Origin of the sequence: Vibrio sp. LaRot3 (assembly GCF_027587025.1) — a bacterium.
GTDB lineage: Bacteria > Pseudomonadota > Gammaproteobacteria > Enterobacterales > Vibrionaceae > Vibrio.
In genome coordinates, this window is record NZ_JAPPTI010000006.1 from 18,855 (window position 1) to 38,920 (window position 20,066).

A 20,066-nucleotide genomic window follows, 5' to 3' on the forward strand; every position below is an offset into this window, starting at 1 on the left:
ACATATTGGCTCGGATATTTTATCGTGCACGCAAACCATTGCGCTAGTGCATAAATATTATTAATACATAGAAATTAAGTATGGCATTCTGTGTGGTGAGGCTAGGCTATTGCTGGGTTTTGATCACAAAAAAAGCCAGCGTAACGCTGGCTTTATAAGGGATTAATATGCTTGTTATGTGATGCAAATTAATGAATTGTTTTGTTACCTTTTTCTGCTTCACTGAACAGTTCAGCGACTTGTGGTTCGTCGAACGTATAATTCGTGCCGCAGTAATCACAATGTAAAGAAATTGAACCAACTTCCTTCAAAATGTCATTAATTTCAGTACGGTCGATGGTAATGATCGCCGCGCCACTGCGCTCACGAGAGCAACCACAGTAGAACTCTACTGGCTGAGGTTCGAATAGACGTACCGTATCTTGGTTGTATAGACGGTAAAGCAGTTCGTTAGCAGGAAGGCCAAATAGTTCTTCATCTTTAACGGTCGCAGTCAGCTGTTCTAGGTGCTCAAAATCATCAGCACTACCCGTGCCGTCAGGCATCACTTGGATAAGCATACCGGCAGCGTGTGGCTTGCCTTCAAATTCACCAGTGCGAATCCAAAGACGCGTTTTTAGCTGTTCAGAGTTTGCGAAGTAACCTTCAAGCACTTGCGCTAAGTTATCGCCTTCTAAACCCACAACACCTTGGTAGCGTTCGCCTTTCTTCGGTTGGATGGTGATTACTAGGTAACCTTTACCCATCATGTCGTGCAGGCTAGCGTCGTCTGCGATATCGCCTTCCCAACGTGCAACACCACGGATCTTCTGATCGTGGTCGCCATTGATAACCGCTAGAGATACAGGGCCATCACCTTGCAATTGCATAGTGATAGAACCTTCAAATTTTAGCGTCGCAGTTAAAAGAGTGGTTGATACAAGCAGCTCACCCAGCAGCTTTTGTAGTGGTGCTGGATATTCCTTGCTGGAAATAATTTGCTGGTACGCTTCATCCAGTTGTACCAGTTCGCCACGTACCGAAAGGTCTTCAAATAGGTAACGATTTAAAACATTGCTCGTGTTTACAGTGTCAGTCATTAGAACATTCCAGCTTTATTGGTGTTTAAATTTAATGATGTCGCGGCGCTGCTTTTTATCAGGGCGGCGATCAGGGCTAGGGTTATGAGCATGAAGTTTGCGGCGCTGAGCGTTATCTTCGCGCTTAGCCAGACTTTCCGCAGTTTCTGTGTAGAGAGTTTGAGCTTCTGGTGCGCCACGGCGTTGATCGGAAATTTTCACGATCGTGACTGTCTTCTCTTCGTGCCCTTGGCGCAAAGTGATCACCGCACCCAGCTCGACGGTTTTACTCGGTTTGCTACGTTGGCCATTATAGTGGACTTTGCCACCATCGACCATATTTCGCGCAATAGAACGTGTTTTGTAAAAACGCGCGGCCCAGAGCCATTTATCTAATCTTACTGCTTCAGTTTGGGAACCCATTTCGCCTTTTACCCTCTAATAGGAGCTACATCGGCATTAACAATGGTGATGGAGTGCTCATTTTTCAAGGTTCAAGTGAACATTAAGGATGAATGCTATACTGTATGTCTATTTTTAGGTACAGACAGGTTTCATAATTTGATAGAATAATGTGTTGGCAGTTTGATTACTTTTTTGTAATTAAATTGGGCAGTTGGCGTTAGATAGCTAGAAAAAATAGCAAAGACGGATACAGGGAAAACGAGTGAATCAACTTCGTTTAGGCTCATCACAAGGGCTTAAAATTATTAATGTGTTAAAGCATAACCAAGGCCGAATTAGCGCTTGGGTGACCACTGTTTTATTGATTTTGACCGCATGGATTTTAGGTCAGTTGGTGTGGAAGCCTTTGGTTTCACCTCAAGTTGCGACATGGCAACCTACCAAAGTAAACCGCTCGGTAAGCTCTGAACCGCAACTTAATATCACGCAGCTGCAAGATAGCCATCTATTTGGTGAGTTCAAAACCACTCAGCCAGTGGTGGCCACCAAGCCAAAATTAGAAGACGCGCCAAAAAGTCGTTTGAATGTGACTTTGGTGGGCGTTGTGACTAGCACGCAAGCCGAAAAGAGCCTTGCGGTGATTGCTCAAGGCGGGCAGCAGGCCACGTATGGTATTAACGAGACCATTAAAGGTACGCGCGCGAAATTGGTTCAAGTGCAAGGCGATCGCGTTATTGTTGATAACGCAGGTCGTAATGAAACTGTGATGCTTCAAGGGATTGATTATTCGCGCCCAGTGCAGAATAGCTCAGCAAAAAGCAAACCCCATAATCAAACGACCCCTACACTCTCTAATCAAACAAAAAATCAGCTTGCCAAGGTGCGAGCTGAAATTAACAAAGACCCGAAACAAATTTTCCAATACGTTCGTATGTCTCAGTTCAAGCAAGGTGACGCCATTATGGGTTACCGCTTATCGGCAGGGAAGAGCCGAGAACTATTTGAATCTGTAGGCTTACAGGACGGAGATATTGCGACGCACCTAAATGGTCAAGACTTACGTGAACCCTCAGCGATGGGGGATATTTTTAGTCGCTTATCTGAATTAACTGAATTGAATTTAACCGTAGAGCGCGATGGTCAGCCCTACGATATTTATATCGAATTATAACTCGCGCAGACAGTTATCCTTGAAGGAGTAAAGAGTGAAGCATTGGCTTAAGAGAAGCGCATGGCTTTTGGCAGCAAGTTTGGCTGCCTCACCAATGGCATCGGCAAACGAATACAGTGCTAGTTTCAAAGGTACTGATATTCAAGAATTTATTAATATCGTCGGTCGAAATTTAGAAAAGACGATCATTGTCGACCCATCCGTGCGTGGAAAGATTGATGTGCGTAGCTACGACACTCTTTCCGAAGAGCAGTATTACAGCTTTTTCCTCAACGTACTCGAAGTCTACGGCTACGCAGTAGTCGAGATGGATAACGGTGTTATTAAGGTCATTAAAGCTAAAGATGCTAAAACGTCGGCAGTGCCAGTGGTTGGTGATGGCAAGGTTTCAGGCGATGAAGTGGTCACGCGAGTGGTTGCGGTGCGCAACGTGTCAGTACGTGAGCTTTCGCCTTTGTTACGTCAACTGAATGATAACGCGGGTGCGGGTAACGTTGTTCACTATGATCCAGCAAACATCATCTTGATTACTGGTCGAGCGGCTGTAGTGAATCGCCTCGCGGACATCATTAAACGTGTTGACCAAGCTGGCGACAAAGAAATTGAAGTGGTGGATCTGAAAAACGCATCTGCGGCTGAAATGGTACGCATTGTTGATGCGCTAAATAAGAGCACAGAAAACAAAAATGCTCCGGCCTTCTTACAACCTAAACTGGTTGCTGATGATCGCACCAACTCGATTCTTATCTCTGGTGATCCACAAGTTCGTAAGCGCCTGCGTCGTTTGATTCAGCAACTGGATGTTGAAATGGCGACAAAAGGTAATAACCGCGTGGTTTACCTTAAATATGCGAAAGCAGAAGAATTAGTGGACGTACTGAAAGGCGTTTCAGACAACCTACAAGCAGAAAAAGGCAGCGGTAAAAAGTCATCTAACTCAGCGCAGCGCGCAGAAGTGGTGATTGCTGCTCACCCTGCAACCAACGCGCTTGTGTTAACCGCGCCGCAAGACATTATGGCAGCACTTCAAGATGTCATTTCTCAGCTAGATATTCGCCGAGCGCAGGTACTGATTGAAGCACTGATTGTGGAAATGGCCGAAGGTGACGGTATTGACCTTGGCGTACAGTGGGGCTCGTTAGAAACTGGTGCAGTGATTCAATATGGTGGTGGTACTGGCGGTGCACCTTCTATCGGTCAAGTGATGGTTGGCTTGGAAGAAGCCGGCGACCAAACCAGTACCGAATATTACACCGATAGCAACGGTGATCGTGTTCCTTACCAAGTTACAGAGTCTGGTAATTACGATACGTTAGCTTCCGCTCTTGCAGGCGTAAATGGCGCGGCTGTCAGCCTAGTAATGGGTGATTGGACAGCGCTGATTAACGCCGTATCGCGAGATTCGAACTCAAACATTCTTTCATCCCCGAGCATTACCGTGATGGATAATGGTGAAGCGTCATTCATTGTGGGTGAGGAAGTGCCGGTTATTACGGGCTCTGCTGCTGGCTCAAACAATGATAATCCGTTCCAAACCGTGGATCGTAAAGAAGTGGGCATCAAGCTGAAAGTCGTTCCACAGATCAACGAAGGTAACTCAGTTCAACTTAACATTGAGCAAGAAGTATCGAACGTGTTGGGTGCAAATGGCGCGGTGGACGTGCGTTTTGCCAAGCGTCAGCTAAATACGTCTGTGATTATCGAAGATGGCCAAATGATTGTATTAGGTGGTTTGATAGATGAACGTGCGCTAGAGAGTGAGTCTAAAGTGCCGCTGCTAGGTGATATCCCAGTGCTTGGTCACTTGTTTAAGTCGACCAGTACTCAGGTTGAGAAGAAAAACCTGATGGTGTTCATCAAGCCAACCATCATTCGTGAAGGAGTGACTGCGGATGGCATTACTCAGCGTAAATACAACTTTATCCGTGCTGAGCAGCTGTACAACGCGGAAAAAGGTTTGAAACTGATGGATGATGGTCATATTCCTGTGTTGCCAGAGTTTGGTCAGGAGCTTCGTCACCCACCTGAGATTCAAGCCTTCATTGATCAGATGGAAACCAACTAATGAGTGAGTTTGCAAGGGAGATGTCTCATCGCCGCTTACCGTTTGGTTTCGCTAAACGCTTTAACTTGGTGTTGGAGTCAGAGTCGAATGGCTTAACCCTTTATTACGTTGAACCGTTAGCGATGGAGTCTCTGCTTGAAGTGAAGCGAGCGGTGAATCAACACTTTGATTTACAGTCGATCAGCAAAGCTGAATTTGAGAAAAAGCTCACTCAAGCCTATCAACGCGATTCTTCGGAAGCGCGTCAACTGATGGAAGACATTGGCGCAGACAGTGATGATTTCTTCTCATTAGCCGAAGACTTACCGCAAGATGAAGATTTGTTGGAATCGGAAGACGACGCGCCAATCATTAAATTGATCAATGCGATGCTAGGCGAAGCCATCAAAGAGGGCGCTTCCGATATTCACATTGAGACGTTTGAAAAAGCGCTGCTGATTCGATTCCGTGTCGATGGCGTATTACGTGATGTTCTATCACCAAGCCGTAAACTCGCACCTTTGTTGGTATCAAGGGTGAAAGTCATGGCTAAGCTGGATATTGCCGAGAAACGAGTACCACAAGATGGTCGTATCTCGTTGCGTATTGGTGGCCGCGCGGTAGATGTCCGTGTTTCTACTATGCCATCTTCTCACGGCGAACGCGTGGTCATGCGTTTGCTAGATAAAAACGCCACCCGACTCGATCTGAAAAGCTTGGGGATGACCGAACGTACCCATGATCAGTTCCGAACCATGATTGAGCGCCCGCACGGCATCATCTTGGTAACGGGCCCTACCGGCTCAGGTAAATCGACCACTCTCTATGCTGGCTTGCAAGAGCTTAACAGCAACGAAAGCAATATTCTGACCGTTGAAGACCCGATCGAATTTGATATTGATGGCGTGGGTCAAACTCAAGTTAACCCTAAAGTAGACATGACATTTGCTCGTGGTCTGCGTGCTATCTTGCGCCAAGACCCAGATGTAGTGATGGTGGGTGAGATTCGTGACTTAGAAACCGCGCAAATGGCCGTTCAAGCCTCATTGACTGGTCACTTGGTGATGTCGACCTTGCACACTAATACCGCAGTGGGTGCGATCACTCGTCTGCGTGACATGGGTATCGAACCTTTCTTGATTTCGTCGTCATTGCTAGGCGTGTTAGCGCAGCGTTTAGTAAGAACATTATGCCAAGACTGCAAAGTGCCTTACCAAGCGAATGTGACACAAAAGCAGATGTTCAATCTGGCGGAATCTGACTCATTAACTTTGTATAAACCCCAAGGTTGTGAGAAGTGTAATAACAAAGGTTATCGCGGCCGTACTGGTATCTATGAGCTATTGGTGGTCGATAGCAAAACCCAAGAGTTGATTCACAACGAGTCGGGCGAGCAAGCGATTGAAGCTGCTGTACGTGAACATACCCCAAGCATTCGTGATGATGGTTTGGAGAAAGTACGTTTAGGCATTACTTCGCTTGAAGAAGTGATGCGGGCGACCAAGGAAGGCTAATGGCAGCGTTTGAATACAAAGCACTCAACGCCCGAGGTAAAGCGCAAAAAGGCGTTATCGAAGGTGATAATGCCCGCCAAGTTCGTGCTCGCCTGAAAGAGCAAGGCCTAGTGCCGGTTGATGTGATTGAGACGCGTCAAAAAGCCAGTAAGCAGCAAGCCGCAAACACGTTGCAGTTTAAGCGGGGGATCAGCACGCCAGATTTGGCTTTGATTACTCGTCAGCTTTCTACCCTAGTGCAATCGGGTATGCCGCTGGAAGAGTGTTTAAAAGCGGTGTCTGAGCAATCTGAGAAGCCTCGTATTCGAACTATGTTAGCGGCGGTTCGCTCTAAAGTGGTCGAAGGTCATACATTGGCTGACGGTCTTGCAGATTACCCTCATATCTTTGACGAACTGTTTCGCGCCATGGTTGCCGCCGGTGAAAAATCTGGCCATTTAGACTCTGTGTTAGAGCGTCTTGCAGATTATGCTGAGAATCGACAAAAGATGCGTAATAAGCTGCAACAAGCGCTGATTTACCCCATTGTGTTGGTGGTGTTTTCTATTGCGATTGTGACCTTCTTACTTGCGTCAGTAGTACCTAAAATCGTGGGTCAGTTTGTGCAGATGGGGCAAGAGCTGCCGTTTTCGACCCGTGTTCTGATCGCGTCGAGTGATTTTGTGCAGCATTGGTGGGTGTACATCTTAGTCGCGATTATTGCTGTGACTTATGGCGTTAAGTTCGCGCTGTCAAAGCCAAACGTACGTCTAGCGTGGGATAGAAAAGTCATCAACATGCCTGTAGTGGGTAAGATTGCTCGTGGTTTGAATACCTCGCGCTTTGCTCGCACGTTGTCGATTTGTACGTCCAGTGCCATTCCTATCTTAGAGGGGATGAAAGTTGCGATTGACGTAATGTCGAATCAGTTTGTGAAACAGCAAGTGACGTTGGCTGCTGATCGCGTCCGTGAAGGTGCGAGTTTGCGTAAATCGCTCGATCAAACCAAATTGTTTCCACCGATGATGCTGCACATGATCGCGTCAGGGGAACAAAGTGGTGAGTTGGAAAGCATGCTGACCCGCGCAGCAGATAACCAAGACGACAATTTTGAGTCGATGGTGAACATCTCGTTAGGGATTTTTACCCCATTGATGATTGCTGTGATGGCGGGTTTGGTGCTGTTTATCGTAATGGCAACCATGATGCCGATATTAGAAATGAATAATTTAATGAGTCGCTAGCGTATAGTCTGGCAGTGGCTCATCAAACATTGTGTTATTGGAGAAAACAATGAAAAACCAACGCAATAATAAACTTATGAAAGCCAAACAAGGCGGCTTTACTCTACTTGAACTGATGGTTGTGGTTGTGATTCTTGGTATTTTGGCCAGTGTCGTTGCGCCAAACCTATTAGGCAGCAAAGACACCGCCGCTCAGAAAAAAGCAGCAGTAGATATCAGAACGTTAGAAACAGCGCTAGATACCTACAAGCTAAACCATAACGTGTATCCAACAACGGATCAGGGTTTAGAAGCGCTTGTTACTGAGCCAACCAACCCAACACCACGCAACTATCCGAAAGATGGTTACATTAAACGTTTGCCACAAGACCCGTGGGGCAACGACTACCAGTACTTGAGCCCAGGAGATAATGGCTCAGTTGATATCTTTACCTTAGGCGCTGATGGCCAAGAAGGTGGTGAAGGTGTCAATGCTGATATCGGCAACTGGAACCTACAAGATTTTCAATAATCATTCTCTGGCGGCTTAGGTCGCCAGCCTTTTCCTCGTTTCAAGAAGACAGCTGTGACAAAGCAAAAAGGGTTTACCTTAATCGAACTGTTATTGGTGGTCGCTTTGCTGGCCGTCACAGTGACGGCTGTGGTGCTGTCCTTGCCTAATAATGGTCGTGACATTGCTGAGCAAGAGGCGAAATCGCTTTGGTTTCGAGTGCAGTTGCTGAATGAAGAAGCGATGCTGAGTGGGCGTGATTTTGGCTTAAGAATTGATGATGAGAAATCGCGTTATACCTTACTTCAACTCAATGAGGATGGCTGGCAATTACTCTCTATGGATCGCATCAGTGCAGAAGCTGCATTGGATGATAGCGTGGCGATAGAGCTCAATTTAGGTGGCAGCGTATGGCAAGACCAAGAGCGCTTGTTTGAGCCATCAAGCTTATTCGACGAGCAAATGTTTGCTGAGTTTGAGGAAGAGAAAAAGCAAGCACCACCGCAGGTCTTTATTACTTCAAGTGGTGAAGTGACGCCATTTTCTATTGTTATTTATCCATCCAACAGTGATGTGGAAGAAAGTGGATGGCAGGTAGTGGCAAAAGAAAATGGCCAAGTGCTCTTACTCGCACCGGGAGAGCAAGATGAAGCGAAATAATCGAGGCATGACACTGCTAGAAGTTTTAGTGGCATTGGCTATTTTCGCACTCTCTGCCATGGCGATCGTACGCTCGGTAAGTCAGCACATTAATACCCTGACGTTAATGGAAAACAAAACCTTTGCAGCCATGGTTGCTGATAACCAAATGGCGAAAGTGGTGCTGCAACCGAAAGGACTCGCCAGCAAACAAGGCAAAGAAGAGATGGCTAACCGAACTTGGTATTGGACGATCACGCCACTTAAAACCCAAGATGGCCTGATTCGCGCGTTTGAAGTGTCGGTGTCAGATACGAAGAAGGGGGTACCGATTGTGTCGGTACGTGGTTATGTCCCTAAGTAGTGGCTTCTCTTTACGCTCAAACGTAAAACGCTCTGGCTTTACTCTTATCGAGCTGCTGGTGGCTTTGGCTATTTTTGCTTTTCTAAGCCTAGGCGCGCAGCAAGTCTTAAATCAAGTTCAGCGTAGCAACGAGATCTCATTGCAGCGCGGTGAGCGGCTAAAAACGTTTCAGCGTACTTTGGTGTTTCTTGACAATGATTTTCGTCAGATGGCGACGCGTCAAATGCGCACCAATGGTGAAGAGCCAAGTACCCGTTTGCTTTATTGGCAGGACTATCTGCTCGACTCTGATGTTAAAGGCGTACTGTTCAGCCGTTTGGGGTGGCATAACCCGCAGCAACAATTTCCTCGTGGTGAAGTTACCAAAGTGGGTTATCGCGTTAAAGAGGGCGAGCTGCAACGTGTGTGGTGGCGCTATGTGGACACCCCGGTTGGGCAAGAAGGCATTGTGATGCCGTTAATAGATGGCGTTGAGGCATTTGAAATGCGCTTTTTCGATGGTCAGCAGTGGAGAAACGCTTGGGATAAAAGCATGCAATTGCCTCAAGCTGTCGCCGTGAGTCTAACGTTTGAAGACTTTGGCAAAGTAGAGCGAATTTACCTCACCTCTGGTGGAAAGATTCAGTTGGAGAGCAGCAATGAAAGCTAGTCAGCGCGGTGTCGCGCTCATTGTTGTTCTGCTCATTTTAGCCATGATGGCGACGATTGCGGCGACCATGTCAGAACGTCTGTTCACTCAGTTCAAACGTTCTAACAATCAAATTAACTACCAGCAGGCCTATTGGTATGCGGTTGGTGCAGAAGCCATTGCTATTGAAGGTATTGAGCAAAGTTACGATGACAGCGATACCATCAACCTTTCTCAGCCATGGGCATTGGATGAGCAAACCTATCCGTTGGACTTTGGTTCGCTCACCGGCAGGTTAGTGGACAAACAGGCGTGTTATAACCTCAATGCGCTCGCTGAAACAGAATCAACGGCTAACTCAGCTAGCACACCGTATTTGGTTAATGTGCTGCAAGAGCTGATGAAAGCCTTGGATATGGATACTCATATTGCTGAAGTGGTCGCGCATTCGAGCTGGGAGTACGTCGATACCAATAATCGGATAGATTCTGTGGCTGGTGTTGAAGACAGTGTGTATGAATCAATGTCGCCGGCGTACATGGCAGCGAATGGCATGTTAGCCGATGCGAGTGAACTACGCGCCGTGTATCAGGTGTCTGGGGATGTAATGACCGCACTAGCGCCTTATGTCTGTGCGCTGCCTACGGCAGATTTTCGTTTGAATGTGAATACCCTACAGCCGTCACATGCAGCGCTGCTTTCGGCAATATTTTTACAGCAATTGTCGCTCAGTGATGCCGAAGCCATATTGAACAATCGACCTTATGATGGCTGGAGTGATATCGACAAATTTTTTGCCGAGCCACAGTTAAGTGGTGTGAACGACGCTGCGAAAAAGCAGGCGAAAGGCTTTTTGGGCGTTGATAGCGCGTATTTTGAATTGGATGCACAAGTAGTGGTGCAAGAATCACGAGTACGAATTCGTAGCCTACTACACAGTGATAATCGAGAAACTGCGACGGTCGTACGCCGTCGCTTTGGAGGAATCGGTGAGCGAGTACCTGATCGTTCGGCTGAGTAATAATCACCAATTAGAGAAGCAATGGCTGGTTTGGTCTGAAAGCCAAAAAGAAGTGATTGCCAGTGGCGCGGTGCCAGCAGATCAAGAGCTGTCTGTGATTGCTGACTACGCAAAGCAGCGTCAAACCATCGTTTTGCTCTCTGCGGCAGATGTGTTGTTTAAACAAGTGACGGTGCCAGCGGGCGGTGCTCGTCAGTTTGAAACCATGTTGCCGTATTTAGTTGAGGACGATGTCGCTCAAGATGTCGAACAACTGCATTTCACCGTATTGGCGAAACAAGGCGCGCAAGCGAATGTGTGTGCGGTTGACAAGCAATGGCTGTCTCAGCAATTAGCACAGTTAAGTGAGTTTGGCTTTAACGTGCGTAAGGTGCTGCCTGATGCGTTAGCATTGCCTGATAGTGAAGGCATTTCAGCGGTTGAGCTTGCAGGTCAATGGCTGCTTAAAAAACAGCAGTATCAAGCCGTGTCTGTTGAGTCAGCTTGGCTGCCAATGATGGCGCAGTCTGATTGGGTAAAAGAGGATGAGCAGTGGCTACCGCTACAGGCGTTTTCTTCGTTGCCGTCACTCGCACTCAATGAGCAGCAGGAATGGCAACAGGCTGAGCCGCAGTTAGTGATGCAAATGCTGGCAACGCAGGCGATTGCAAGCAAAGTTAACTTGCTGACTGGTGAGTTTAAACCGAAATCGACCGTGACGAAGCACCTTAAAATATGGCGTAAAGCAGCTATCGCGGCGGTGGTGTTACTGGTGGTACTCATCACGCAAAACATGCTTCATACACACCAAGCTGAGGCGCAAGCAGCGGCATACCGTGCTGAAAGCGAACGCATTTTCCGAGCTGTATCAGGTAAGAAAAAAATCCCAACGGTTAGCTATTTAAAACGTGAACTTGAAAGAGAAGTCACACGCCTATCAGGTGGTCGTAGTGGTGATACGGTTTTAGATTGGTTAGTGAAATTGCCTGAAGCATTTAAGGCTGCACCCGATTCGAAGTTATTGGGCTTTAAGTTCGACAGTCAGCGCGACGTCGTCAGTTTAGAAGTGACTAGTAAAGATTTTCAAACCTTTGAAAAAATGCGCTCAACCTTAGAACAAGAATTTACCGTTAAACAAGGGCAGCTGAACAAACAAGATGGTTTAGTGTTTGGCTCTCTAGAATTAAGCAAAAAGTGAGGTTGAAGCGATGAATAAATTACTAGCCTCATTCAATCAGTGGTGGAGTAGCATTACTCAGCGCGAACAACGCTTAGTCAGTATTGGTGGTGCTGCATTGCTATTTGGTGTGATTTATTGGGGTATTTACCAGCCAATTGCCGACAGTGCGGCACAGGCTCAGCAACGCATCCAAAACGAAAAGCAGTTGCTAAGTTGGGTACAAAAACAAGCCGATACCATCTCGTCTCTAAAAGCGGCGGGGGGGCAGTCTATTTCACCTTTGCCATTTAATCAGGCGATCTCTTCTTCGGCTCGACGTTTTAAGATTGAGTTAGTTCGTGTTCAACCACGAGGCGAAGAGATGCAAGTATGGGTTCAGCCCGTGGCGTTTAATCAGTTGGTTAACTGGCTTGATTATTTGAATACCAATCATGCGATTGATGTGATCTTCCTTGATATTGATAAAACAGCGCGCTCAGGTGAAGTCGAAATAAAACGCTTACAGTTAAGCAAAGGGTAAGAGAGTGAAGAAAAAACTATTACTAATTTTGGTTTTAGTGCTGACTTTTATCATCAGTGCATTAGTACACTTGCCTGTGAGCGTGGCACTAAATTATGCGCCATTACCTGCACAGCTTAAGCTGAATGGTGTGTCAGGGTCGTTGTGGCAAGGCCATGCTAATCAAGTGACATGGCAGGGCCGTAATCTAGGTGAATTTCGTTGGCAGCTTGAGAGCAGTAAATTGTTTACCGGTAAGCTTGAAGCCAATGTGCGATTTGGACGCGGCAGTGATTGGCAACTGAAAGGTCGTGGTAACGTCGGTTATGGTTTCTCCGGTGCTTACGCTAACAATGTGATTGCGTCGATACCAGCCGAGCAGGTAGTGGCTCTATCGCCTGCGTTGCCAGTGCCATTGGGCATCACTGGTCACTTAGAGTTATCTATTAATCAATGGCAGTACGCGCAGCCATATTGCCAATCAGGCAAGGGGCAATTGGTGTGGAATACCGATAGTGTCGGCACACCTTTGGCTGAATTAGTCATTGGCCCGGTTGTTGCCGATATTAATTGCCAGCAGAATGAAATCACACTGCAAGGTAAGCAGCAAAGTGACCAAGTTTCGGCTGAGTTTGATGTGGTGTTGAATGATAAACAGCGTTACCAAGCGAAAGCATGGTTTACGCCGCAGCCAGATATGCCAAGCGCTTTATCCGAACAGCTAAAATGGCTACCTAAGCCTGATGGGCAAGGGCGCTATCAATTTAGCTATAACGGACGCTTTTAAAAAATACCCCAGCTTAGGCTGGGGTATTTTTTTAGTTATATTTTGAGTCGGTGGGGAAGCTGACTTGCACCTTTAGGCCGCCTTCACTGCGGTTGTTGACCACCACAGAGCCATTATGCTGACTGACGATTCGCTTAACGATGGCAAGCCCGAGCCCTGTCCCTTCACTGCCGCGAGCTGTGTCACCACGGGTAAATGGTTCAAACAGCTTGGCGACCTGATCTTTCGCAATCCCAGGGCCATTATCTTCGATACATAACCAACCGAGCTTCTTGTCGGCGGTCATTCCCGAACTTATCTTGACCCATCCGTTGCCATAGCGCACAGCGTTGACCACTAAATTGCTCACCGCACGTTTGATACCAATAGGGCTACCGAATACCGACGCGAGTGGTTGCAGTTGGGTTTCAATATCAATGTGGTGACGCCCTCCTTCTGAGTTCGCCAGATCTTGTGCGATGGTATTCAAGTCAACCTCGACAAAAGACTGCTTGTTGACCGGCTTTAGGTAATCCATAAATTGGCTGATAATCTCATTACACTCTTCGGTGTCGCTGATGATGCCTTCTGCTAGGTAACTGTCTTCAGGCGACATCATTTCGGTGGCAAGACGAATTCGAGTAAGAGGAGTACGTAAATCGTGGCTGATCCCAGCCATGAGCAGTGCTCGGTCTTCTTCTAATGCTTGAATGCCTTTCGACATTTGGTTGAACGCATGCGTCACGGAACGAATCTCAGAAGTGCCTCTTTCTGGTAAAGGAGGGGGGATTTCACCACGGCCAACCCCTTTGGCTGCCTTTTCCAGATCGACCAATGGTCGGTTTTGCATTCGGATAAACAGCCAGCCTCCGGCAATGATCAGCAGTGCCATGATCAAGCTGTTTTGAAACAGCGGCGCAAAGTCTTCTTCTTGCAGTTCTGATAACGGAATACGAATCAGCGAATCCGGCAGGGTATCGATCTTCATCCACAGTACATAGCTTTCATCGCCCAACGCCATCCGAACATGAGTTGGTGTGCCGAGCTTGTGGCTCATTTCTTCGCTCATCAGATCAATGGATAACGCATGATTGAATTCGTTGGCAATCTCACTATCAGTACTGTGGATGGTGACGCCCAATTGCTCTAATACCTGACGTCGAGTCAACGCATCCATGACAAGACCACTTTCAGGGTTTTCTGAGTCGTCTAGCATCAAGTTAATTTCGTAACTCAGAATCTTGTTGAACTGCTGTAGGCTAGGGAGCAAGGCGTAGTTAAATACCGCGTAGTATGAGTAGACTTGGCTAGCGACTAAAAGCGTCACGAACAATAAGATGGATTGAGTAAGAGAGCTGCGAATTCGCATAGTAAGCCCCTATAGTGCTTGGCGTTAATTGGGGAGGTATCTACAAAAAGTGCGAGATAAAATCTCGCACTTGATTGGGGTAAGACGCGGCGTATTACGCCTCTTTGCCGTCTGGTACGAATACGTAACCTAAGCCCCATACGGTTTGAATATAACGCGGTTTGCTAGGGTCTACCTCTAGCATGCGGCGTAAACGTGAGATCTGTACATCAATCGAACGTTCCATCGCTGAATATTCTCGGCCGCGTGCCATGTTCATTAACTTATCACGAGATAATGGCTCGCGTGCATTGGTGACTAGCGCTTTGAGTACGGCGAACTCACCAGAGGTTAGTGGCATCGCTTCATCACCACGGTACATTTCACGAGTGCCCAAGTTAAGGCGGAAATCACCAAACTCAACCACAGACTCTTCTGAACTTGGCGCGCCCGGTAACTCGGTGGTTTGACGGCGCAGAACCGCTTTGATGCGTGCTAGCAACTCGCGTGGGTTAAATGGTTTTGGTAGGTAATCATCTGCACCCACTTCAAGGCCAACAATACGGTCGATCTCATCGCCTTTTGCGGTGAGCATTAATATCGGTAGTACGTTGTTGGCATTACGCAGACGGCGGCAAATGGATAAGCCATCTTCGCCCGGCAACATAAGATCCAGTACCATTAAGTGGAAGTTTTCACGCGTTAACAGGCGATCCATTTGCTCGCCATTCGCAACACTGCGCACTTGGAACCCTTGCTCTGAAAGGTAACGCTCTAACAGTGCTCGTAAGCGAGCGTCGTCATCCACCACCAGAATTTTATGATTTTCTTGCATTGCCACACCTTATAGAAAAAGCATTTAGCAAAAATGTATCACTGTTTGTGCACTTACGCTTGACCAAATTGTTACTCTTTTTATCTACGCCCGATTTTTATAGCGAAACCTAGGTCGTTTTATTCATCTCTTTAAACATTATCCGTTATTGAGCGAAATCTCTGTTTCATTCTTACATTGCCGATTTTCGATTGGTGATATAGCAATTTCCTGAATTTATCGACTTTGCACTGCTAAATGCGATTCACAGTTTGCGGTTGAAGTGCAAGCGGTGTCACAACCTTGCTATGTCGTTGCTTTTTTATTCAGTTAAAGCGGTTTTCGTATGGTTAAATGACCACATAATAAAAAGGTTTATTTTTACAGGTAAGTAATATGTTTAAAGGTCTATTCAATCGTCAACCAGACGTACAACAGCAAGCTCGACCCAGCCAAGTCGTGCAAGTTTCGAGTCGTGATATCTCGGCTGAAACTTTAGCGCCTCTCTTATTGCAAGGCGAAGCAAACTTCGTCATTGCTTATATTTCTCCGCATTTGCCATTTGATCAAATTAGCCGCAGTTTAAAATCACATCTTGCTAGCGTTGAGCATTTGGTCACCATTCAAACCGCGGGTGAGCTCGGTGGCTCGCGGTTTTATCAGCCGGCGGATGGTATGTGGGACAACATCGTGCTGCATGCTTTTTCAAAACAAATGTTCGCGGATGTTGACGTACATACGGTGGCTTTGCATTGTGATGACATCAAATCAGGCTCGCCACGCTTAACGCCAGAGCAACGTATTGAAGCGATTTCATCAGAGCTGCGTAAAGTGATGCCGCGCCGCGCACCCAATTACTTTGACACCATTGCATTGACCTATTTTGACGGCCTCTCTGCCAGTGAAAACTTTTTCATGCAGGCGTTGTACAAAAATGAGCAATTCCCTTGTTATTTTGTTGGTGGCAGTGCTGGTGGCAAGTTAGATTTTGGTTCAGCAAAAGTGGCTTACAATGGCACTGAGCTCGAAAACAAAGCTTTGATTGCGTTTGTGTCTCTTGCTCCTGAGTATCGTTATGGTGTGTTCCGCACTCACAACTTTACGCAAAGTCAGTTTAAGCTAACGGTAGCGGAATTTGACGCCAACACTCGTGTACTGCGCAGTTTATACAACCCAGTCAGTAAAGCCTTAGTTACGCCAGTGGAAGCCTTGTGTCAGCATTTCCGTTGCAGTGCCGATCAACTGCAAACCTATCTCGCTGGTCACTCGTTTGGTGTGCCGATCAATAATGAAATGTTCATTCGTTCGATTGCCGGCATTGATACGGACAGCGGAGCGATTACTTTCTTCTGTGACATGGCATTTGGCGATGAGCTGCATTTGTTGGGCAGTGAAAATATCGCCCAAGCAACCTCACGCGATTTTGATCGATTCATGCATGGTAAGTCGAGTAAACCGGTCGCCATGATTGCCAACGACTGTATTTTGCGTCGTTTGAACAACAGCGCACACTTAAACGATGTTCGTTGTTTTGATGGTATTGATATATCGGGCTTCTCAACTTTTGGTGAGTTATTGGGCGTTCACATGAACGAAACCCTAACAGCACTGGCTTTCTTTAAAGTGGATTTAGGGGAGTCGTTTAGCGATGCTATCGCGGATCACTATCCAGTTAATTACGCCCACTATCGAGAACATTTCCTTGCTCGTCGCATCAACAGTGCTGAGTGTATTGAAAAGATTCAGCAGTCGCTAATCGATCAGCTTCAGCATTACCGCCCTATGGTGCAAGAGTCGAGTTCGCAATTGGAAAATATCGGGGCTCAAGCGCAGCACTCTGCTCAGCAGTTGACAGAAATTCAGCAGCAATTTTCGTCATTTACTACTCAAGTGGATCAGCAAGCGGAACATCGTGACCGTCTGAATCACCGTATTGCGACGTTGCAGCAAAGCTCTGAGAAGGTGGTTGCCATCTTAAATGCGATCTCAGGCATTGCGGAGCAAACCAACTTGTTGGCACTGAATGCAGCCATTGAGGCGGCTCGTGCTGGTGATGCTGGGCGCGGGTTTGCTGTGGTGGCTGATGAAGTGCGCGCACTGTCGCTGAATACCCAAAAAAGCTTAAATGAGACGGGTGAGACCATTGATAATGTCTCTTCATCGATTGGGGAAATTGAAGAATCGATAGAAGACGTTAACCAAGTGATTTCATTAATCATCGAGCAATCGACAGAGCTAAGCGGACAGCTTGAAGAGCTGACCTCGGCAGCCAATAACTCGGCTCATTTAGCGCAAGGCGGGGTAGAACAAGCTCGCAGCGCACAAGAAGAGATGAGCATGATTGACAGTAACATTGATACCTTGCATAAGTTAGTCAATATGTAAGCGTGATGTCATAAGGCTAAAGCGTCCTTTTACAGGGCGCTTTTTTGTGTCAAATTGTCAGAGCGAACCAACTTTAGAAACAATGGAATTAAAGCGTGAAAACCAATCTAATAACGCGTGAAGGCTACGACCGCTTAAAAAAAGAGCTCGATTACTTATGGAGAGAAGAGCGTCCTGAAGTCACTAAAAAGGTGACTTGGGCGGCTAGCTTGGGTGATCGCAGTGAGAATGCTGACTATCAATACAATAAGAAGCGTCTGCGTGAGATTGACCGACGAGTACGCTATTTACGTAAGCGATTAGAGCAAGTGACGGTTGTCGATTACTCGCCACAGCAAGAAGGTAAAGTGTTCTTTGGTGCTTGGGTGGAAATTGAAAATGAGCAGGGTGATAGTAAGTCATTTCGCATCGTCGGCCCTGATGAAATCTATGGAGACGCCAAAGGCTACATCTCTATCGATTCACCGATGGCACGCGCTTTACTGAAAAAAGAAGTGGATGATGAGTTCAGCGTAAAAACCCCAGAGGGTTACAAAGAATGGTTTGTTAACTCGATACGCTATACACAAGAATAAACAAAAAGAGCTGCGAATCATCGCAGCTCTTTTGCTTTGCTATCTGTATTTGTTCTTCATTTAAACGAACAAACCAACAATTGCCGCGTTCATCAAGTTGGCAAGGGTGGCCGCTAATAATACTTTCATACCAAGCTTGCCAATCACCCCTGCGCGTTGAGGAATCATCTTACTGAGTGCGCCACACACCATCGCGACAGAACCAATGTTGGCAAAGCCACAGAGTGCAATCGTCATGATAGCGGTAGAACGTGGAGACATTTCTACATTACCCATGCTTGCAAAGGCGACAAATTCATTCAGTGCGATTTTTTGACCTAGGAATGAGCCCGCCACTCCTGCTTCTTCCCAAGGAATGCCAAGTAGCCATGCCACTGGTGAGAAAAGTGTACCAAGGATAACATCTACAGTAAGGTTAGGTTGACCAAACCATTCACCTACAGCGCCAAGGCAGCCGTTAAGCATTGCCATTAGGCCAATACATGAAATGATGACTGCACCAACGATGGCTGCGATACCGACACCTGCAATTGCCCCTTTAGCGACAGCATCAATGAAACTACTCGGTTTCTCGTCATCAGGAAGCTCTGGTACTTCGTCGATGGTCTCTTCAGTTTCAGGGATCAGCAGTTTGGCAAACATTAAACCGGCTGGAGCCGACATAAAACAAGCCATGATTAAGTAGTTCAGGTCGACCCCCATCCCAGCAAGACCAGCAAGGATAGAGCCTGCGATAGAAGAAAGACCACCAACCATGACGGCAAAGATCTGTGAGCGAGTCAGCACACGGTGGTATGGCTTAACAAGCAAAGGTGCTTCGGTTTGGCCAAGGACAATGTTACCCGCCGCATTCATCGATTCAGCGCGAGAAGTACCGAGGATGCGCTGCAAACTGCCTCCAATGATGCGGACAAACCACTGCATGATACCCATGTAGTAAAGTAAAGAAGTGAGAGAGGCGGTAAAAATGATTTGCGGCAGAACTTGGAGTGCCCAGATAAAGCCAATACCTTCTACACTAAAGTTCACGAGGCTACCAAACGCAAAACGAATGCCTTCAACACCATAGCCAAACACTTTACCCACCGTACCAGACACAGAGAGTAAAACGCCACCGCCGACATCGGTTGCTAATACAAAACCAGCAACAGATAGGATCACTACGAACGCACCGCCAACAGCACGCCAACTGATTTGGCTGCGGTTTTCTGAGCAAGCAAAACCGACACCCAATAGAACGAAAATACCAATAAGTGATTGAATCATTGTGCGGCCTCGGTTAACTGATTTACGGCTTGGATGATTTGATTTGCATGCTGTTTAGATAGGTCGAGTACCAAAGACTTATCTCCCCCTTCTTCTGGGGTTGAGTTCATTTCAAAGGTAATAATGGTGTCGACGATGTTCATTTCAGCCGCTTTGAATGGATGTTCGTAAGCCGCTTGATAAGCCGAGAAAGGCAAAAAGTTGAAGCCTGTTTCGCTGTACGATTCTTCTGTTGCTCCAGCAGTAATCGAGAACAGAACAGGTTTATCTTTTAGCTGACTGCCTTGTGGGCCAAAAGCAAAACCATAGGTAAACACTTCATCTACCCAGTGTTTTAACACCGCAGGGTAGGTGCTCCAGTATAGGGGGAACTGAATAACTATCGCATCAGCATTGAGCAGTGCAGAGTGTTCTTGTGTTAGCTCGCCATCAAACTGCGCTGCGTGTTTGATTGTCCAATTCGTTTGCGCAGAAAGTTCGTTAAGAATGGTTGAGTTGGCTACCGACTTGGTTAGGTCTGGGTGGCCGTCTATCACCAAAATATTCATTTGTAGTTTCCTGGGGGTAAGTTCACGGTATTAGGCTGAAAGCCATTAAACATGTGATGTTTTTGTTCGTTATATTTATTGATTGAATTGTAATCAGCAGGAGTCGATAGATAGGAGGACATTTGTCCCCCTATGAAAGAGGGGACTCA

Annotated in this window: 20 protein-coding genes; 14 read left to right on the forward strand and 6 right to left on the reverse strand. The window is 46.7% G+C overall.

What is annotated here, in order from left to right:
• Positions 1-188: 188 nt before the first annotated feature.
• On the reverse strand, positions 189-1,079 hold the full coding sequence (hslO, locus tag OH461_RS13120) for an Hsp33 family molecular chaperone HslO (RefSeq protein WP_270021060.1): 891 nt from the start codon (positions 1,077-1,079) through the stop codon (positions 189-191).
• A gap of 15 nt (positions 1,080-1,094) precedes the next feature.
• Positions 1,095-1,481 carry a ribosome-associated heat shock protein Hsp15 gene (gene hslR, locus OH461_RS13125; protein WP_260260148.1) on the reverse strand — a complete coding sequence of 129 codons (387 nt, stop codon included), beginning with the start codon at positions 1,479-1,481 and terminating at the stop codon, positions 1,095-1,097.
• Between the two features lie 244 nt (positions 1,482-1,725).
• Between hslR and gspC the strand changes: the two genes are divergently transcribed.
• From gspC to OH461_RS13185, 12 genes are all read left to right on the forward strand, one after another.
• Positions 1,726-2,634 (forward strand): type II secretion system protein GspC, encoded by a 909-nt coding sequence (gspC, locus tag OH461_RS13130; protein WP_270021061.1) that lies wholly within the window; start codon positions 1,726-1,728, stop codon positions 2,632-2,634.
• Positions 2,635-2,668: 34 nt separating this feature from the next.
• Positions 2,669-4,699 carry a type II secretion system secretin GspD gene (gspD, locus tag OH461_RS13135; RefSeq protein WP_270021062.1) on the forward strand — a complete coding sequence of 677 codons (2,031 nt, stop codon included), beginning with the start codon at positions 2,669-2,671 and terminating at the stop codon, positions 4,697-4,699.
• Positions 4,699-6,192 (forward strand): type II secretion system ATPase GspE, encoded by a 1,494-nt coding sequence (gene gspE / locus OH461_RS13140; RefSeq protein WP_270021063.1) that lies wholly within the window; start codon positions 4,699-4,701, stop codon positions 6,190-6,192. The genes gspD and gspE overlap by 1 nt, the downstream gene beginning before the upstream one ends.
• Entirely contained in the window at positions 6,192-7,415 is a 1,224-nt protein-coding gene (gene gspF, locus OH461_RS13145; RefSeq protein ID WP_270021064.1) for a type II secretion system inner membrane protein GspF, read from the forward strand. Before gspE ends, gspF begins: the two co-directional genes overlap by 1 nt.
• A gap of 76 nt (positions 7,416-7,491) precedes the next feature.
• Positions 7,492-7,926, forward strand: coding sequence for a type II secretion system major pseudopilin GspG (gene gspG, locus OH461_RS13150; protein WP_270021216.1), 435 nt, complete (start codon positions 7,492-7,494; stop codon positions 7,924-7,926).
• Positions 7,927-7,980: 54 nt separating this feature from the next.
• Entirely contained in the window at positions 7,981-8,565 is a 585-nt protein-coding gene (gene gspH, locus OH461_RS13155) for a type II secretion system minor pseudopilin GspH (protein WP_270021065.1), read from the forward strand.
• Positions 8,552-8,908 carry a type II secretion system minor pseudopilin GspI gene (gene gspI, locus OH461_RS13160; protein WP_270021066.1) on the forward strand — a complete coding sequence of 119 codons (357 nt, stop codon included), beginning with the start codon at positions 8,552-8,554 and terminating at the stop codon, positions 8,906-8,908. Before gspH ends, gspI begins: the two co-directional genes overlap by 14 nt.
• Entirely contained in the window at positions 8,895-9,557 is a 663-nt protein-coding gene (gspJ, locus tag OH461_RS13165; RefSeq protein WP_270021067.1) for a type II secretion system minor pseudopilin GspJ, read from the forward strand. The genes gspI and gspJ overlap by 14 nt, the downstream gene beginning before the upstream one ends.
• Positions 9,547-10,557, forward strand: coding sequence for a type II secretion system minor pseudopilin GspK (gspK, locus tag OH461_RS13170; RefSeq protein WP_270021068.1), 1,011 nt, complete (start codon positions 9,547-9,549; stop codon positions 10,555-10,557). Before gspJ ends, gspK begins: the two co-directional genes overlap by 11 nt.
• Positions 10,526-11,734 (forward strand): type II secretion system protein GspL, encoded by a 1,209-nt coding sequence (gene gspL / locus OH461_RS13175; RefSeq protein WP_270021069.1) that lies wholly within the window; start codon positions 10,526-10,528, stop codon positions 11,732-11,734. The genes gspK and gspL overlap by 32 nt, the downstream gene beginning before the upstream one ends.
• A 10-nt stretch (positions 11,735-11,744) precedes the next feature.
• Positions 11,745-12,236, forward strand: coding sequence for a type II secretion system protein M (locus OH461_RS13180; RefSeq protein ID WP_270021070.1), 492 nt, complete (start codon positions 11,745-11,747; stop codon positions 12,234-12,236).
• A 4-nt stretch (positions 12,237-12,240) separates the two neighbouring features.
• Positions 12,241-13,002 (forward strand): type II secretion system protein N, encoded by a 762-nt coding sequence (locus OH461_RS13185; RefSeq protein ID WP_270021071.1) that lies wholly within the window; start codon positions 12,241-12,243, stop codon positions 13,000-13,002.
• Positions 13,003-13,033: 31 nt separating this feature from the next.
• On the opposite strand, the gene envZ is transcribed toward OH461_RS13185, so the two are convergent.
• Together envZ and ompR are read right to left on the reverse strand one after the other, a co-directional pair.
• On the reverse strand, positions 13,034-14,350 hold the full coding sequence (gene envZ, locus OH461_RS13190) for a two-component system sensor histidine kinase EnvZ (RefSeq protein WP_270021072.1): 1,317 nt from the start codon (positions 14,348-14,350) through the stop codon (positions 13,034-13,036).
• 94 nt (positions 14,351-14,444) lie between these two features.
• Positions 14,445-15,164 (reverse strand): osmolarity response regulator transcription factor OmpR, encoded by a 720-nt coding sequence (gene ompR, locus OH461_RS13195; RefSeq protein ID WP_260260134.1) that lies wholly within the window; start codon positions 15,162-15,164, stop codon positions 14,445-14,447.
• A gap of 375 nt (positions 15,165-15,539) precedes the next feature.
• Here ompR and OH461_RS13200 point away from each other — a divergent pair, with 375 nt between their 5' ends.
• Positions 15,540-17,528 (forward strand): methyl-accepting chemotaxis protein, encoded by a 1,989-nt coding sequence (locus OH461_RS13200; protein ID WP_270021073.1) that lies wholly within the window; start codon positions 15,540-15,542, stop codon positions 17,526-17,528.
• A gap of 95 nt (positions 17,529-17,623) precedes the next feature.
• On the forward strand, positions 17,624-18,103 hold the full coding sequence (gene greB, locus OH461_RS13205) for a transcription elongation factor GreB (protein ID WP_270021074.1): 480 nt from the start codon (positions 17,624-17,626) through the stop codon (positions 18,101-18,103).
• Positions 18,104-18,163: 60 nt separating this feature from the next.
• Here greB and OH461_RS13210 read toward each other — a convergent pair whose 3' ends face one another.
• Together OH461_RS13210 and OH461_RS13215 are read right to left on the reverse strand one after the other, a co-directional pair.
• Complete coding sequence (locus OH461_RS13210; protein WP_270021075.1) at positions 18,164-19,369, reverse strand: NupC/NupG family nucleoside CNT transporter; 1,206 nt, start codon at positions 19,367-19,369, stop codon at positions 18,164-18,166.
• Entirely contained in the window at positions 19,366-19,917 is a 552-nt protein-coding gene (locus OH461_RS13215) for an NAD(P)H-dependent oxidoreductase (protein ID WP_270021076.1), read from the reverse strand. The genes OH461_RS13210 and OH461_RS13215 overlap by 4 nt, the downstream gene beginning before the upstream one ends.
• Positions 19,918-20,066: the final 149 nt, after the last annotated feature.

Bases quoted from the DNA above. Each gene is read 5' to 3' on its own strand.
- gspK (WP_270021068.1), top strand. From the start codon at position 9,547: ATGAAAGCTAGTCAGCGCGGTGTCGCGCTCATTGTTGTTCTGCTCATT.
- OH461_RS13200 (WP_270021073.1), top strand. From the start codon at position 15,540: ATGTTTAAAGGTCTATTCAATCGTCAACCAGACGTACAACAGCAAGCT.
- gspG (WP_270021216.1), top strand. From the start codon at position 7,492: ATGAAAGCCAAACAAGGCGGCTTTACTCTACTTGAACTGATGGTTGTG.
- OH461_RS13215 (WP_270021076.1), bottom strand. From the start codon at position 19,917: ATGAATATTTTGGTGATAGACGGCCACCCAGACCTAACCAAGTCGGTA.
- OH461_RS13180 (WP_270021070.1), top strand. From the start codon at position 11,745: ATGAATAAATTACTAGCCTCATTCAATCAGTGGTGGAGTAGCATTACT.
- ompR (WP_260260134.1), bottom strand. From the start codon at position 15,164: ATGCAAGAAAATCATAAAATTCTGGTGGTGGATGACGACGCTCGCTTA.
- gspI (WP_270021066.1), top strand. From the start codon at position 8,552: ATGAAGCGAAATAATCGAGGCATGACACTGCTAGAAGTTTTAGTGGCA.
- hslO (WP_270021060.1), bottom strand. From the start codon at position 1,079: ATGACTGACACTGTAAACACGAGCAATGTTTTAAATCGTTACCTATTT.
- gspJ (WP_270021067.1), top strand. From the start codon at position 8,895: ATGTCCCTAAGTAGTGGCTTCTCTTTACGCTCAAACGTAAAACGCTCT.
- gspE (WP_270021063.1), top strand. From the start codon at position 4,699: ATGAGTGAGTTTGCAAGGGAGATGTCTCATCGCCGCTTACCGTTTGGT.
- envZ (WP_270021072.1), bottom strand. From the start codon at position 14,350: ATGCGAATTCGCAGCTCTCTTACTCAATCCATCTTATTGTTCGTGACG.
- OH461_RS13210 (WP_270021075.1), bottom strand. From the start codon at position 19,369: ATGATTCAATCACTTATTGGTATTTTCGTTCTATTGGGTGTCGGTTTT.
- hslR (WP_260260148.1), bottom strand. From the start codon at position 1,481: ATGGGTTCCCAAACTGAAGCAGTAAGATTAGATAAATGGCTCTGGGCC.
- gspF (WP_270021064.1), top strand. From the start codon at position 6,192: ATGGCAGCGTTTGAATACAAAGCACTCAACGCCCGAGGTAAAGCGCAA.